The 15,648-nt window shown below is 36.6% G+C and carries 18 protein-coding genes; 10 read left to right on the top strand and 8 right to left on the bottom strand.

Annotated elements, in window-relative coordinates:
- The first annotated feature begins 42 nt into the window (after positions 1-42).
- From DWW77_RS11665 to DWW77_RS11625, 8 genes are all read left to right on the top strand, one after another.
- Positions 43-2,064, top strand: a complete 2,022-nt coding sequence (locus DWW77_RS11665) for a YodL domain-containing protein (RefSeq protein WP_118608753.1) — start codon at positions 43-45, stop codon at positions 2,062-2,064.
- The gene (locus DWW77_RS11660) at positions 2,061-2,321 is read left to right on the top strand and encodes a transposon-transfer assisting family protein (RefSeq protein ID WP_005423594.1); all 261 of its coding nucleotides are present in this window, start codon (positions 2,061-2,063) and stop codon (positions 2,319-2,321) included. Before DWW77_RS11665 ends, DWW77_RS11660 begins: the two co-directional genes overlap by 4 nt.
- The gene (locus DWW77_RS11655) at positions 2,311-3,195 is read left to right on the top strand and encodes a YodL domain-containing protein (RefSeq protein WP_118608752.1); all 885 of its coding nucleotides are present in this window, start codon (positions 2,311-2,313) and stop codon (positions 3,193-3,195) included. Before DWW77_RS11660 ends, DWW77_RS11655 begins: the two co-directional genes overlap by 11 nt.
- Positions 3,196-3,655: 460 nt before the next feature.
- Positions 3,656-4,105, top strand: coding sequence for a very short patch repair endonuclease (locus DWW77_RS11645; RefSeq protein ID WP_117836044.1), 450 nt, complete (start codon positions 3,656-3,658; stop codon positions 4,103-4,105).
- Between the two features lie 13 nt (positions 4,106-4,118).
- Positions 4,119-5,693, top strand: a complete 1,575-nt coding sequence (locus tag DWW77_RS11640; protein WP_182431221.1) for a MutH/Sau3AI family endonuclease — start codon at positions 4,119-4,121, stop codon at positions 5,691-5,693.
- A 12-nt stretch (positions 5,694-5,705) separates the two neighbouring features.
- Positions 5,706-6,881, top strand: a complete 1,176-nt coding sequence (locus DWW77_RS11635) for a hypothetical protein (protein ID WP_117836304.1) — start codon at positions 5,706-5,708, stop codon at positions 6,879-6,881.
- Positions 6,882-6,982: 101 nt separating this feature from the next.
- On the top strand, positions 6,983-8,359 hold the full coding sequence (gene dcm, locus DWW77_RS11630) for a DNA (cytosine-5-)-methyltransferase (RefSeq protein WP_117836302.1): 1,377 nt from the start codon (positions 6,983-6,985) through the stop codon (positions 8,357-8,359).
- Positions 8,360-8,433: 74 nt separating this feature from the next.
- A complete protein-coding gene (locus DWW77_RS11625) occupies positions 8,434-9,549 on the top strand; it encodes an RES domain-containing protein (RefSeq protein ID WP_117836300.1) in 1,116 nt (371 codons plus the stop codon).
- Between the two features lie 71 nt (positions 9,550-9,620).
- On the opposite strand, the gene DWW77_RS11620 is transcribed toward DWW77_RS11625, so the two are convergent.
- Positions 9,621-9,842: a helix-turn-helix domain-containing protein gene (locus tag DWW77_RS11620; RefSeq protein WP_270391018.1), complete on the bottom strand. Its 222-nt coding sequence runs from the start codon at positions 9,840-9,842 to the stop codon at positions 9,621-9,623.
- 248 nt (positions 9,843-10,090) lie between these two features.
- On the opposite strand from DWW77_RS11620, the gene DWW77_RS11615 reads away from it, so the two are divergent.
- A complete protein-coding gene (locus tag DWW77_RS11615) occupies positions 10,091-10,405 on the top strand; it encodes a helix-turn-helix domain-containing protein (protein WP_055183024.1) in 315 nt (104 codons plus the stop codon).
- 118 nt (positions 10,406-10,523) lie between these two features.
- Positions 10,524-10,952, top strand: a complete 429-nt coding sequence (locus tag DWW77_RS11610; RefSeq protein WP_117836296.1) for a hypothetical protein — start codon at positions 10,524-10,526, stop codon at positions 10,950-10,952.
- A 131-nt stretch (positions 10,953-11,083) separates the two neighbouring features.
- On the opposite strand, the gene DWW77_RS11605 is transcribed toward DWW77_RS11610, so the two are convergent.
- The 7 genes from DWW77_RS11605 to DWW77_RS11570 form a co-directional block, all read right to left on the bottom strand.
- Positions 11,084-11,362 carry a helix-turn-helix domain-containing protein gene (locus tag DWW77_RS11605; RefSeq protein ID WP_029471616.1) on the bottom strand — a complete coding sequence of 93 codons (279 nt, stop codon included), beginning with the start codon at positions 11,360-11,362 and terminating at the stop codon, positions 11,084-11,086.
- Positions 11,363-11,366: 4 nt separating this feature from the next.
- A complete protein-coding gene (locus DWW77_RS11600) occupies positions 11,367-11,753 on the bottom strand; it encodes a dUTP diphosphatase (RefSeq protein WP_255494011.1) in 387 nt (128 codons plus the stop codon).
- Positions 11,754-11,769: 16 nt separating this feature from the next.
- On the bottom strand, positions 11,770-12,549 hold the full coding sequence (locus DWW77_RS11595) for an FAD-dependent thymidylate synthase (protein ID WP_029471618.1): 780 nt from the start codon (positions 12,547-12,549) through the stop codon (positions 11,770-11,772).
- Positions 12,536-12,862, bottom strand: a complete 327-nt coding sequence (locus DWW77_RS11590) for a hypothetical protein (protein WP_118608747.1) — start codon at positions 12,860-12,862, stop codon at positions 12,536-12,538. Before DWW77_RS11590 ends, DWW77_RS11595 begins: the two co-directional genes overlap by 14 nt.
- 29 nt (positions 12,863-12,891) lie before the next feature.
- On the bottom strand, positions 12,892-14,445 hold the full coding sequence (locus DWW77_RS11585) for a relaxase/mobilization nuclease domain-containing protein (protein WP_118608746.1): 1,554 nt from the start codon (positions 14,443-14,445) through the stop codon (positions 12,892-12,894).
- Entirely contained in the window at positions 14,423-14,809 is a 387-nt protein-coding gene (locus tag DWW77_RS11580; protein WP_118608745.1) for a plasmid mobilization protein, read from the bottom strand. The genes DWW77_RS11585 and DWW77_RS11580 overlap by 23 nt, the downstream gene beginning before the upstream one ends.
- A gap of 689 nt (positions 14,810-15,498) precedes the next feature.
- On the bottom strand, positions 15,499-15,648 hold a 150-nt coding region (locus DWW77_RS11570; protein ID WP_118608744.1), incomplete at its 5' end, for a helix-turn-helix domain-containing protein.

The following is a 15,648-nucleotide window of genomic DNA, read 5'->3' as shown; positions in this document are numbered from 1 at the left end:
GCATAAGCACAATGTCGTAGGGCGTTTTTGGAAAGGAGTATTATGACAGAACAAAAAAAAACTACTACTATTCCACTGCCGGTCCAGGGAAAAGATATGGACAGCATTATGCAGTCACTGGAATCCGGTGTGGAAGAACTTTTTACAAGTAACCGCTATCAGGAATTTCTTAAAACCATGGCAAAGTTTCACAATTATTCCTTTAATAATACAATGCTGATCGCTATGCAACGACCGGATGCCACACTTGTTACCAGTTACAAAAACTGGCAGTCCATGGGTAGACAGGTCATGAAAGGGGAAAAAGGAATTACAATCATTGCACCGGCACCATATAAGAAAATGAAGGAAAAAGAGGTTCTGGATGAAAATCAGCGACCAATCATGGGAACTGATGGAAAACTTAAGACTGAAAAAGTGGAAGTTACAGTTCCACATTTTAAAGCAGTTACCGTCTTTGATATTGCTCAGACATCCGGGGAACCAATCCAGACACTAGCACCGGAATTACTGACTGCAGCTGTACAGGATTTTGATTCTTTCATGCAGGCTATTCAGAAAATATCCCCAGTGCCGATTCGATTCGATGAGATCGATGGCAATGCCAATGGATATTATCACAATGCAGACAAGGAAATCGTGATCAAAAAAGGGCTCAGTGAAAGCCAGACCTTAAAGACTGCTATTCATGAAACAGCCCATGCTAAACTGCATGACAAGGAAATCATGGAAAGCCTGGGTGTAGAAAAAGACCGTCTGACAAAAGAGGTTGAAGCAGAATCCGTTGCTTACTGTGTGTGTTCTTCCTTTGGTTTGGATACATCGGATTATAGTTTTCCTTATATTGCAGGTTGGAGCAGCAGCCGGGAAATGAAGGAAATGAAAGCATCTATGGATGTGATCCGCAAGACAGCCGGTGAAATGATCGATCAGCTTACAGAAGAACTGGAAATCATTCTTGAAGAAAAACAAAAAACAGAATTACATGAAAAATACGGCATTCTGGTAGATGCACTGGAGGCAGCCGGATACCGCTATGATTATCGGGAAAGCGAACCGGGACATATTGTACTGGCACCGGATGGGACACATGAAATTGCTGGGTATTTGCAGTTTGAATCATGGGGAGATATCAAAGACTGGCTGGAAGATACGATTGCAGAAGGAACGGATATTTCGGAAAGAGTTGATCGGGCTTTGTATCCATTTAAGTTTGATTATACCCTAGAGGAAGAAATGTTCAGAGGTAATGGTGACCGCTTTGCGATTTACCATGTGGATGAAGGCACACCGGGAAAACAACATTTATTTATGAATATGGCAATGGTCAAAGAAGATGGCATTACAATCGATGCAGCAAATTATAAATGTGTCTATTCTGGCAGATTACATGAAAATGAAAAGCTGGATGATTTGTATGCCGTATTCAACGATAATCCACCGGCAGATTATAAAGCACATTCTATGTCGGTCAGTGATGTTATCATTACAAACCGTGGTGGGGATATGCAGGCATATTACGTGGATCGATTTGGATTTGCAGAACTTCCAGACTTTGCAGCACAAAGAGAAAAAATACTCGATATTGTCCCGGAAATAGAAAATGTGGATTATGAAAATGATCTTACATGTATCAGCTTTTATGCGGCTGAATGTGCTGAATTTCCTGTAATGGGTGAAGTACATTATGACCTGACATTACCAGAAGCCTTGGAAGCTTATGAGAAAATCCCATCAGAACGTATGCATGGACTGAAATGTGTTGGCTTTGATCTGAAAGACGGAAGTGATTATGAAGGAATGCAGAGTCTGATGATTGAAGGAAAAATACAGAAAGAATTTTTGAATTCGATTCCTGGATTTAGAGAAAATTCTTATGTGCAAAATGCAATCAGTCGTGTGGAAAAGTACTTGGAAGAAAGACATCCAAATGTGGAAAATCCTCTGAAATCCAATAAGAAAGTGGATAACGAAAAAAATATAAGCAAAGAAAAAAACGAGAAGGAGCTGAATATACAGATGAAACCAATACCGAAAAAGAAAAGGGGGGAAATGAGCCTATGAGAAATGTAAACCTGGAAGAAAACGAACTGACTATTACTGCTATCTTCCAGCAGCACACAAAGGAAGAAACAATCCAAACACTGAAAGAAGCTTTGGAAGTTTTGGAACAGGAAGAAAGTGATCCTGAGAATGATGAAATGATTGAGATCATCAATTCTACAGTTGGAAAATTACAGCAGATCGAAGACAAATACTACTATTCTCTGGATCTGAATTATTATCTGAATAACTTGGAGGACGATGCCTATGAAGCTTAATCAATTTGCAGTCTACCGAGTAGATCAGCAGACAGCAGGAAAAGCACTGTGGCATCTGCCATATCAAGAGGCAAGACAGCAGAATGTGTTGATTACTGTCGAAAATTACCGATTAGTCTCGATTCATGAAATGCAGGAAGAAGAAAAAGTCGCTGACATCTGGAAACGGATGAAAAAACAATGCGAAGTCAGTGACGTGCTTGTATTGAACAAAAATGGAGAAATCAGCTGCTACTATGTAGATGAAAACTATCCGCAGTATTTGGCCGGATTCATTCGTATCAATACATCCGGTGCACTGATCACTATGGAAACTGAGAATTATCAGATTGATGGGAAAAAGGGGAACTGGATTGCAACAGACACCGTCATTATTGATGGAAAACAGTTTTATTTGATGGAACATCAGGTATACCGAGATCAGGCCCAGGGTGTTATCCTGGATGCCTATGGAAAAATGGTTGTCGAAGAATGTAAGAAATTCGATGAAAAGACAAAACAAAAGATTCATGATTACATCCAACAGCAGGTACCGCTAAATCCGGTCGAACAGCTAAAACAAGATGGTAAAATCCGTCTGGAACATTACCAGAAATTCTACCAGAACGGCACTTATGAACGAAGCAGAGAATCTGGTACAGAAGCTAACTATGATATGGTGGACGGTCTGGTGAATAATCAGAAGAAGAACCTGGAAAAAATTTCTGATGCACGCAACAACAAACAGACGTCCCGAAATCAACAAAATAATAAACCTAAGAAACGAAGGTCCGTAATCAAACGACTGCATCAGAAACAGATTGCCATTGCTCGCCGGTCCGGAAAGTCGATACCAAAGTACCTGGATCAGGAAATGGAAAGAAAGCGGGGATAGAATATGCGAAGGTTAAAGTGTGAAAAAGAAACGATTATTCTGACTAATGAAGATGATGAATTCTATGATGTGTATACCTTCAATCAGAGCTTGCAGAAACGGTTGAGGTCTTTTGCGGAGAAGTATCCGGATGATTGCTGGTTGAAAGGATCTTCGGAGGATGGTAGTGAAACGTATATGATTAAAAAAGGGCGGTTATCATTGAATTTAAGACCACCCTATTCCAAGGATAGAATTCATAAAGCAACCGAACGAATTATTGAAGAACAGAAAGAGCAATCGAAGGATTCATAGAATGCGATTTAAGAGAAAAAAGCCTCATGACCATGAGAAAAAATGAAAGCAAAATACGTTAGCTGATAAAGTGTATAGGCTCAAAAGGGAAAGTGCCCTTTTGGGCCTTTTTTCAGCTTGTTACAAAAAAATATATAGATTATACTGTAAGTAGGTGGTGAATACGATGACTGATATTATGACAAAAGAACAAAGAAGTAGAACAATGAGTCATATTCATAAAAAAGATACTTCCATAGAATTAAAGTTAAGAAAAGCTTTATGGCATAAAGGGTATAGATATCGAAAAAATTATTCTGCTTTACCAGGATCACCGGATATAGCGTTAACGAAATATAAAATTGCAATATTTTGTGATAGTGAATTTTTTCATGGAAAAGATTGGGAAATATTAAAACCCAAATTAGAAAAAGGAAATAATTCTGAATATTGGGTAAAAAAAATCAGTAGAAATATTGAACGGGACAAAGAAAAAGATCAAGCGTTATTGTTTCTTGGATGGACAATTATTCATTTTTGGGGAAAAGATATTCTGAATAATGTGGAGGAATGCATTACCGTTGTCGAAGAAACCGTCTTTGATGAAAAAATGACAGAGGATTTGTTTATCGAATGATATGGAGGGGTATATGGAGTTTCACGATAAGTATTTTACAAAGGAAGAATTAGAAAAAAAATTTGAGATTTTGGAACGAGATAAAACTTTTGGAGAGATAGATGCAAAAGATGTATTCCATAAGCAAACACCTGCGAAAGGTATTCTCGGATGTGTTATTGAACAGAGCGTTCTAGGAATGAAACAAAACTCACTTCAGGAAGCAGATTTGGAAATTCTACAAAAAAATGGAAAATATAAAGCTACGGAATTAAAAGTTACTGGTGTACAACCGTCTAATAAAGAAGGTTGCAAATATGAAGCGAAAGAGCCAATGTCTCTTACGGCTGTAAGTATAGGAACGATTGAAACAGAAGAATTTATAGAGTCTCATTTTTATAATAAAATAGCACACATGTTATGGGTATTTTATTTGTATGACAGAAAGCAAGGACAAAAGGTTGTTCCATATTCTGAATATGAAAGATTTCCTGCTTTAGGATATAAGTTTCTTGATATTGCAGACGATGAAGCTGAATTGACTAAATTTAAAAACGATTGGCTTCTGACACAGCAATATATAATTGCTGCAAATAAAAGCGATAAACCAGAGGAATTGTATCCATTGTTGCATACTTCTATCAAAGATAGATTGTTCTACATTGATATAGCTCCTAGATACAAAGTATTCCCAAAGCAGACACCTAGATTCAGGTTGAAAAAATCCTATGTTGATACTATTTTTCAAGAGTATTTCAATTCAAAAGGAAAAAAGAAAAAACAATTGGAAAAATTACCAATTGATATAAATTCTTTTGATGAGTTGGAGAATAAACTAAGAGAGTTGACTTTTTTATATAAAAATAAAACGGTTGAGGAATTGGTTAATCATTTTGGCATTAAATATCAAGGATTATCACAAGTTTGTAAAAAGAACGAAAAGCCGAAAGCATTGATACCTAAACAAGTAACAGAAACAATAGCAGTAAATATGCTTGGTGGAACATCAAAAAAAATAAGTAATATAGAATTGTTTGAAAAAATTGGTGTAATCGGAAAATCTGTTGTTGTTACACAGACAGAAAAGAGAACAGAGGATACCAAGTTTTTTACATTAGATATCGAAGAACTATTAGATGAACATATGATGTTTGAGAACTCTTCTTTTTATCAATACTTTAATGAACACAAAATTCTTTGTATTATGTACGAAGAACCAAGTTCAGAAGCACCGTTAAATGATAATAAATTTCTTGGATTTAAGTGGTTTACTTTCAGTGAAGAATTTATTAACACAACAATAAAAGAAGTTTATGAAATTATCAGAGATAGACTTATCAATCATACATTAGAAGAAAAGTATGTTTATAAAAAAGATGGAACAAAGCGAATAAATAAAACAGGAGTTCCAATGGTGGAATTAAATTTTCCAAAAAGTTCAGAATACAACATCTTTGTTAGAGGTACAAGTAGTGATAGCACTCATAAACCATGGATTCTAAATGGCACAGCTGCTGATGGTACAAAGACAATTCATTCATATACACAGCAAATTTGGATAAAAGGAAGTTTTTTGGTGAATGAGTTAAACAAAATTGAGTATATTTAGAAAGGATTGAGCATGGCAGGATATATAATGAGTTTAGGAGCTATTGATGATGGCACCTTAGCTTCATTTCAAGGATGTAATAAGACAAAAGAAATATTATTAAAAGAAAAAGCTTTGGAGAAGTGTATAGAAAATGGGATTTATGCCACATTTATAAAAAGTACAAGCGGAAGTGCTTTTCTAGGAACGAGAGCTGATTATTTAGGAATGAGACCTGGAGAGAATATTTATTTCTTTTTTAACCGGTGTATTTATGGTATCGGAGAAATAATTGGAATAGATAATAATGCTGCATTTGGAAATAAAAATGGTGACTTATATTCATTTAGTGATGACGAAAACTATCCATTTTTTTGCTTGTTTAAAGCTGCTCCTTATTTTTTTAAAAATGGCGTAGATATGGATGAAGTATTACTTTCTAATCCAGAGGATTTTAGAATGTTGAGATTTTTCCATAAGAGATCCTTCATTAAATTGGATGATATAGAAAATAAGGCATTGAAAACGTTTATTATTCAAAAGAATGAACTGGCACTTGAAAAATTTGATAAGAATAAGCATTATGATGCATCTAATCAAGAAAAAACATTTACAGATATTCAAAATAAATTTTTGTTGAACAAAAGCGAATATGTATTAAATGCTGCAAATATATTCAAGGAAGGTGTAAAAGTAAAAAAACATCCGAATAGAATTTCTTCTGAAACTTATGTTGAAGGTCTTATATTAGATTATGTAAAAAAACCAAACCGATTACTTGGATATTGGGATTTTATCACAAGACAATATCCAGCTTCTCCAGCAAAACCCTCAGAATATGTGGATTATATGGATGTGTTTGGATATCGATATGTTAAAGGTTATGAAAAGGAAGGTATTATATCAAAATATGTTGTAATGGAATTAAAATCCAAAGAAGTAAATGAAGACACAATACTTCAAGTTATGAAATATGTAGATTGGATTTGTAAAGAGTTTGCGCACAATGATTATTCAATGATAGAAGCATATATAGTTGGAGAGGAACAAAGAGAAGAAAACTTATTAAGTGCAAACGAAAAATTGTATACAAGAAATTACATAAAAGGTTCTAAGCATAATGCTAACAGGGGAATTGATGTTGAAACCGGTGAATGGAAAAATGTTAAATTCATTAATTATGTAGATATACTAAATGATTTTAAGTAAAATGTATATATATTTTTTGCAAACTGAAATGTTATAATAAACAGTTGATCAATTTATGAAAATGTGTTATGATAAATTGAAATCAATTTAGGAGGAAATATATGCAGAAGACAGTTTGCGAATTGTTTGCCGGAGTAGGCGGCTTTAGATGTGGACTTAATAATATAAAAACAGCAGAAGACTATAATAAAAAAGAAAAATGGGATACAGTTTGGTTTAGTCAATGGGAGCCAGCCGAGAAAAGTACACAGTACGCACATGATTGTTATGTATATCGGTTTGGAACACGATTAGATAACAATGGTGAGGATACCACAAATTACAATATTGAAGATGTTGATAAAACAGCACTCCCCGATTTTAACTTATTAGTAGGTGGATTCCCTTGTCAAGATTACTCAGTTGCATCCTCATTAGCTACATCTAAAGGGCTTGAAGGAAAAAAAGGAATTTTATGGTGGTCAATACGAGAAATACTAGAAGTGAAAAAACCACCGTTTGTATTATTAGAAAACGTGGATAGATTATTAAAATCTCCTGCAAAACAAAGAGGAAGAGATTTTGGCGTGATTTTGGCTTGCTTTCGAGATGAAGGATATACCGTAGAGTGGCGTGTGATTAATGCCGCAGAATACGGATATCAGCAAAGAAGACGTCGAACATTTATTTTTGCTTACAAAAATACCACGAACTATGCTGATAGTATTTTAAAATCTATAGGATACACAGACACATCAAAAGAAGAATGTATGGAAAGTATAATCCTAAATGAAGGTTTTTTTGCAAAAGCTTTCCCTGTAAATAAAGTAGAAGCTGCTAAAATGAAAATCAAAGAACTTCCATCAGAAGTAGGCGAAGTGTCTGATACATTCCAATGTGCTTTTGAAAATACTGGTATAATGAAAGACGGAATAATATATACTATGAAAACTGTGCCTAATTATAGTGGAGAACAAATAACACTTGGAGATGTCATGGAAATTGGCGAGGTAGACGAACAGTATTTTATTCCTGAAGAAAAATTATACTATACGGATCCATCTGTTACACATAGTGATGAAACTGAACAACGTCTTCCGAAAGAAGACAGACAAACTTGGCAATATCTGAAGGGTGCAAAAAAACTGTTACGTACCAGTTCGACAGGGCATGAATATGTATTTTCAGAAGGTGCTATTTCTATGATTGATCAAGAAGATAAACCAGCACGAACAATGCTGACATCGGAAGGCGGATTTAGTAGAACCACTCATATTGTGAAAGACAAAATGACTGGAAGAATACGATTACTTACTGCTTCTGAAACAGAACGAATCCAGGGATTTCCTACAGATCATACAAAATATTGTTTGATTAAAGGGGAAACTGTAGAAATGCCATTGCGAAAACGTCGATTTATGATGGGAAATGCTTTGGTAGTAAATTTAATACAGCAAATGGAAGAAGAATTATCAAGAATTTTTGAACAGGAAGATTAAAGACAGACAGAGAAAATGTTATGGCATTTTCTCTGCTTGTTTTTACAAATGATTTAAGAAGGGAGGAATGAGTTTTGTCTGAAGCTAATGATATTATAAAAGATTTCAGTGAACGAGAATTCCGTAGTTTCGGATCTACTGCCTTATTTGCTAATTTGAAATGGTGGGCCAATGAAGAAAATAATCAATGTAATCCAGAAACGTTAGACAAAGCTTTAGTGATACTAGATGATATTATTTTAAATGAATATAAAGACGATTTCTTAGTAAAAGTAGTTAAGGGTGATGTGTTTTATCGTGCACGCACAGTTTCAATTGACGACTATGGTAATATTGAAAAAGGCGTTTATTCCTCAAAAACAAGATTACATGGATATGATTGGAAAGAATCTAAAGAACCTCCTGCTAAATATGCAGCAGCAGGCAGAAATAGTAAGCAGAAAGAAAGAGCATTATATATGGCTTCAAATGAGATTACAGCTTGTGCTGAGGTTCGTCCGCCAATTCGTGCATTGGTATCAATAGCAAAGTTTACAGCAGATAAAGAAATGACAATACTTGATTTTTCAAAAAAACAGGGATATTCAAAACCATTAAATATAAAAGATAGAGAGTATGATATCGATACAAGAAAATATATATCTAAGGTGTTATCATTATTCTCAGTACCAGTTTATAATACAGAAGAATATAAGATTACACAAAAAATAATATCCCATTATAGAAAAAAAGGATATTATGGAGTTAAATATAAAAGTTTTTATGCCGATGGATGCAATTTTACTTTTTTTGATGAGTATATTAATAATTTTTCATGGGAAGATAGTAGAGTTGTTTTAAACTATGCAACATCAAATTTATTTATTTCATTGGATCAAGAAGAAAAGTGCCAGGATATTGATAATATAGATAATGTAAAAAAAGAAATAACATCTGATTTACGAAACCAAATGTGGAAAGACATAAAAAATGCCTGGAATTTTTCTTTGCCTATAGATGAATTTAAAATTGCGTTTTCTATGCATAAATCAATTGTGTCAGGAGAACACCTAACCCAAAAACAGCTTGCTGAAAAGGAAAATGTTGATATAAAAAAGGTTCAATTAGTCCAAAAAAAGTTAAAAAAGGCAAAGAAAATTAAATATGTTGGAGTTGGCAAAAACGGACATTGGGAATGGAACGACAACTAGATAAAGCTGGGGCATGTTTTGCCTCAGCTTTATTTGTAAAATCAATCCATCTCCGCCCCTAGCTCATACCTCTAATACTCCGCCGCTTCATACTCCCTAGGTTCTGAGAGTACCGGTACGGTAAAGAATTCAATCGGAACGCCGAGTGTTGATGCGAAGAGTTTCATAAAATCCTCTTTCGGTGTTCGGATGTCGCTTTCATACTGAGTAATCCGGACATCAGCGTAGCTGTCGGGGAATCCAACAGCCATGCCGAGTTCTTTCTGAGCGAGATGATTTTTCTGTCTTAACAATCGAAGGATTCATAGAATGCGATTTAAGAGAAAAATGCCTCGTGACCATGAGGAAAAATGAAAGTGAAATACGTTAGCTGATAAAGTGTATAGGCTCAAAAGGGAAAGTGCCCTTTTGGGCCTTTTTAATGTTTTTAATTTGAAATAGTTCCAAAGAACAAGTTGACAATCTGTAGATTCTGTATGTTTTAAAAATCAATCGTTATACTAATTTTAGACCGAATTATCGTTCTAAAGGAGGTGTCACAATGGATTTAAAGGCGGTTGGTCAGAGAATAAAAGCTGCAAGGGAAGCTAAGAATCTTACACAAGAAGAATTGGCAGCACTGGTAAACTTAAGTCCAACTCATGTAAGTGTTATAGAGAGAGGACTGAAAGTAACAAAACTTGATACCTTTATTGCGATTGCAAATGCATTAGATGTTTCGGCAGATACACTATTGATTGATGTTGTGACACACTCGGTTACTGGTGTTACGAATGAATTATCTGAAATGATAGAGAAACTACCGAAAGAAAAGCAACAGAGAATTATCAATGCAGTGAGAGCATTGGTGGAATAAATACGTGAATAAGAAGATGGAAGGGCTTATTGCTCTTCTTTTTTTATTTGGTTCAACGTGAAAAAATATGATATAGTAGTTCTAAAGACTTATATGTAACTCTAAGGAACTTAATAAAATGAAGAAAAAAAATATAACACTTGTATTTGTTGCTATCGTTTTTTCGATTATTGTTGGAATGATAATTGGGAAAAGCTTATTAAAGTATAAAGAAGGTGAGCCAGATGTAGTTGGCAGTTTTTCTATGAATAGAGATGAAAATCTTACAGTAGTTGCTAATAGAAAAAATATTTCTGATAAAGAAGCATTTGCAAGACTGCTTTTAAAAATGTACAAAGAGAATTCATTTCATTCAATAAAATTTTCTACAGATCATGGATATGCAACCAGCCTTGATATGACCGTATATTCTTGGAAAGAAGATATCGAAAATGGAAAATCCATTATGCAGATAGAATTTAGACCGATTGAATATGGAAAAGATTATGATATTGTTCATAATCTAGATAAATATGTGCTTTTTATCGATGGAACAGAAATAAAATGAAATATATAGATATGCAGATAAAGCGCAGAAAAAGAGGATTGCTCAACGCAGGATATTTTCAATTATTACCCCAAAAAATGATAAGAGAGAGGCAGCGGAAAAGCCGTTGCCTCATTTCAGTATTATGACACTTAATCTAGTTCTGCCCCTAACTCATACCTCCAATACTCCGCTGCCTCATACTCCCTGGGTTCTGAGAGTACCGGTACGGTAAAGAGTTCAACCGGAACACCGAGTTTTGATGCGAAGAGTTTCATAAGATCCTCTTTCGGTGTTCGGACATCGCTTTCATACTGAGAAATCCGGACATCAGCACAGCTTTCTGGAAATCCAACAGCCATGCCGAGTTCTTTCTGGGTGAGATGATTTTTCTGTCTTAAGTGTTTTAATTTTCTTCCAAATGTAATCATAGTATTATTCTCCTGTACTTCCAAAAGCCCCGGTTCCTCGTTCATTACCAAGGTCCAGGACAAAATCTGCGATCACGACTGGTGTAATCACCAGCTGACCGACGCGTGTGTCTTTATGAATGGTCTGAGAAGATGTGCTTACGTTGCTGATAATGGCATGGATCTCACCACGGTAACCGGAGTCGATCGGTGGAAGTTCGCATACCAGTCCTTTTGCTGCCATGCTGCTTCGTGGAAAGACATATCCGGCAAATCCATCGGGGATGATGAGACCAAATCCAAGTGGAATTCTTGCAACCTCACCTGGTTTTAATACGCAATCATAAGGCATGAATACATCAGCACCGGCATCATTTTCATGTGGCCGGAAGGGATAATGATCTGCTTTCAGACCAAAGTCAATCAGTTTAATCTTTATGGCTGCTCACCTCCCTTCTGATGAGCAATGGATAATCTGCTTTTAAGATATCTGACGGTATCCAAAGTTTTGAAATAGGATTCTGGCAGGACATCTGTTTTTCCATACAGCTTCCTCTCTGACAGAATGGACCGGTCAGATCCGGTGCAAAAAGAATCGGGCTTAATTTGTACAATCTCTGCCAGATCTGTAGCATCACAATCCTTGTTTCATCCGTATTTCTTCTGCAGGTTCTCTGACCGATCATATGCTTCCACTGGTAAGGCGTTGCACTGATGATCAGTACGTTTCGAAGTCCCTGAGGTGTGGCATATCCGGCTGAATCATGATCAATGCCTAAGGCACAGAGTTCTGTATAGTGGTCCAGATCTGACTGACAGCTTTTTTTGTAAATATCCTGGATTTCTTTATCTGCTTTCATGATCCCATATGGAATAGCAAATGCAGCGTGACCGGAATAATTGCTGTACTGCAGAGATGCACTCATGTACTTTACTTCGTTCTGATGCCTTGTGATCTGTGCCAGGAAGCGTCTGCTTGCACCAACAACAGCCACGGTAATGACCATGAATTTCTGTACGGTTGGATGTGGAAGCCCCGCAATGTTTTCTACGGTCTTCTGACTGTAGGATTGATGGTAAAGGTCCATCAGATCTGCCATGCTCTGAATCGTATGACCGTGTTGTGTGAGCCTGGCAGCAAAGACCATATTTTGTTCTGCTTCCCGGATTCCATAGCAGTTTAAGATAGCTGTTTCAATATGATCCATAGGCCTGTTCCTCCTTTACCAGAGCTTTTAAAAGGATCAGATAATTGATGCAGTCTGTGATTTTTTCATCCCACTGTTCCATGTCAAAATGTAACAGAGTGGAATAACACATATCGTAAAGGGATACGACATGTTTCGACATCATGCCGGCCAGTGCTGCTTTTGGATCACAGTTCTGTAAAGCGGCAGCAATCTTGAATGCACTGAGGCGGTCAATATTATCACCGGTATATTCTTTCTTTTTATGTGCCAGAATATCGGCACACTTTCTCATCTGAAGTTCAAATACAACATTAAATTCTTCTTGTGTCATGTGATAGTTCCTCCTTTGTTTTGTAATAGTTATCGTTCGAGATCTTTGGTTTTTGATTTCACTGGTTCTGGAATCTGCATCTGAAGAATGGCATCAACATTCTGATCGGCAGTGTCCAGATCTTTTAATTTTTCTTTCAAGCTGCTTATTGCTTCTTCTTCGGAAGCTATCTGCTGTTGCAGTTTTTCTTTTTGTAAAGTCAGGGTTTTTAGGCTTGTCATCTTTCCATCCTGATAAAAGGATCTCAGCCAATCTCTGGCTTCTTCATATTTCTGAATTTCTTTCGCATGTTCTTTCCGGTACTTTCCTTTGTACTTTGCATTTGAAAATTGGGAATAAATTTCCTTGTTTGCATAGTACTGTCCGGTGTAGCGGATCTGATCATTGCGAGTCCTTAGATTGGACCGATGCTGAGCAAACTGTGTCTGCATTTCTTTCAATTCCTGCTTTGATGCAAGCAGTGTGTTTTTCAAATCTGACTGCGTATCAAATCCATGTTCCTGCACATAGATAATGGTATTTGCCATTTGCTGCAGATTAGAAAGTTTTACCCGATGAGCATAAGCCGGGCTCTGCATTGCTTTCACATTTGTCTGGAGATTTACAACCAGGCACAGGTGAGATCTGACGTAGAGAATGGCCAATGGATCCTTGCGTAAGAAGGTCTGTTCCAGGTGTTCTTTTCCATATCGTGTTCCAAGTGCACGTTCAGAAATCCGCTTCTGTCGATCAGGATGAAGATAGCTGTATCTGCCACGATGCTCAATCACAGAGATCTGAAATAGTTCCAGAAGTTTAGATTGGAATTCATCAAAATTACTGGAAGTGACAGCACATTCATCAATCGCTTGTCGCAAATATTCTTTCTGCGTAAGGAATACGGTGGATGTTGGTTTGAGACCATCTTCGATAATTTTCCGATTGATCTCATCTATTGTTTGCTGGCCGTGTTTCTGTGCCATATACTCTTTCTGAGTGATTTTTCTTTCAGCCGGAGCAAGAAGATCTATCTGGTGAAGTCCTTCCTGTAGGCAACGATCCATGACAGTTTTCTTAAAAGTGTTCATGAATTTATCCGTGGAACGATGCTTGTATCCGGCAACTTCTTCATGTGGTTTATCCATATAAGGCTGCCTTTCCACTGCAGTCTTCCTCACACTGTTGATGACGATGTGAGTATGGATATTTCCGGATTCATTGTGGCCATCGGTGTGAGTAACTACCAGTGCCTGATATCCAGGAAACATCTGCTTTGCAAGTTCCAAACTGATTGCTTGTGCTCTCTCGCCGGTAAGTCCATTTTCTGTAACATCGGATGGATCGTAGCTGATAATGTAGTGGTGACTTTTGATATCTTCACGTTTCTTATTTTTGTGAAAATGAGCATTTGTCAGTTCGCATTCCTTGTCAAAAGACATCGGATCACAGTTCAGTCCATCCATATAAAACTCTTTTCGCAGGATGCTTCGTCCGGATTCATCTACAATCTTTTTCCCGGTTTTTTCATCATGTTCAAACAGAAGATAATTGATAGCAGCCGAGTAATTTGCATTTCTGCTTTTAATGTGTTTTACGATTGCCATTTATACCACCTGCCAGTTTCAGTACCTCTTTTCTTAATAGGAATAAGTCCGTGATGCACTGATGAATCTCATTTTCTATAGCACGTGACTGACTGCCACCACTGTTAAAATGCTTGGCAATCTGATTGAGATTCGATCCAATCTTTCCATATTCACTGACCAGTTTTCTGAGATCGTTCATGTCTGCAACAACTTTAATCTGATGATTGATTTGCTTCTCAAGCAGAAGTTTTCTCAGATATTCAGATCGTGAGATTGAAAAACAAGTAGCTCCTTGATCCAGCAAATTGAGTTCGACATCTGTCAGTCGTACTGCAACAAAATGTCTGTGATTTAGTTCTTTATCTTTGTTTTTTGTTCTCATACTCCTCCTTCCGTTGCTACTATTCCGCCCACTGGGAGTCCACGTATTTCAATATCGGCTGTCCCTTCCGATATTAGAAATAGTGCTGTGAACACCTTTAGGTGAAACCAACAGACAAGTGAAACGTCTGTTATGAAGAGGGTATGGGGAGATCCCCATCAAGATAAAACCCATAGGAGAACAGGATGCCAAGTGGCAATACTGTTAAACACGGGTGGATCTTGCTCTTATTTGTACCCCTCTATATAACGAAACGCTCAGAGGCTGTTTTACAGTGGGGGGAAAGAAAAAATATCAAAAAATTGATGATAATGGTGAGCTTGTGATAGAATGGAAAAAAGAGAAAAGCATAAAGGATGTAGTTGTGGAGAATATTTGTTATGATTAGAAAATTACTGAACGGAGATATCGATAGAGTTGCTGACATATGGTTAAAGACAAATCTGAAAGCACATTATTTTATTTCCAATCAATACTGAAAAAGTAATTATGAATTAGTGAAAGAAATGATGTCACAAAAAGGGCAATGGAAACTTTGTGTTCAGATGAGCTCTCACTATCTTGGTAACAACCGCAAGCTGCAGTGAAATATTGACGATGCATTCCGTATATATTCCACACATGGCTAAGCCCGACTAGAATGTGGGTGAAAAATTTCACGAGTGCCAGAGTTTCCTCTGGCACTCATTTTATTTTTGCTGTGCGTTTTTTCTGTACTCCAGTGGCAACAATCCAGTGCTTTTACGGAATAATTCTGCAAATCGGCTTGAAGTGGAATAACCTACTGTTTGGGCAACTTGCCCGACTGTCAGCTCTGTATATGCCAGCAGATATTCTGC

The organism is Ruminococcus sp. AF17-12, assembly GCF_003479245.1.
GTDB classification, from domain to species: domain Bacteria; phylum Bacillota; class Clostridia; order Lachnospirales; family Lachnospiraceae; genus Blautia_A; species Blautia_A fusiformis.
This window is presented reverse-complemented; position numbering and strand designations above follow the sequence as displayed.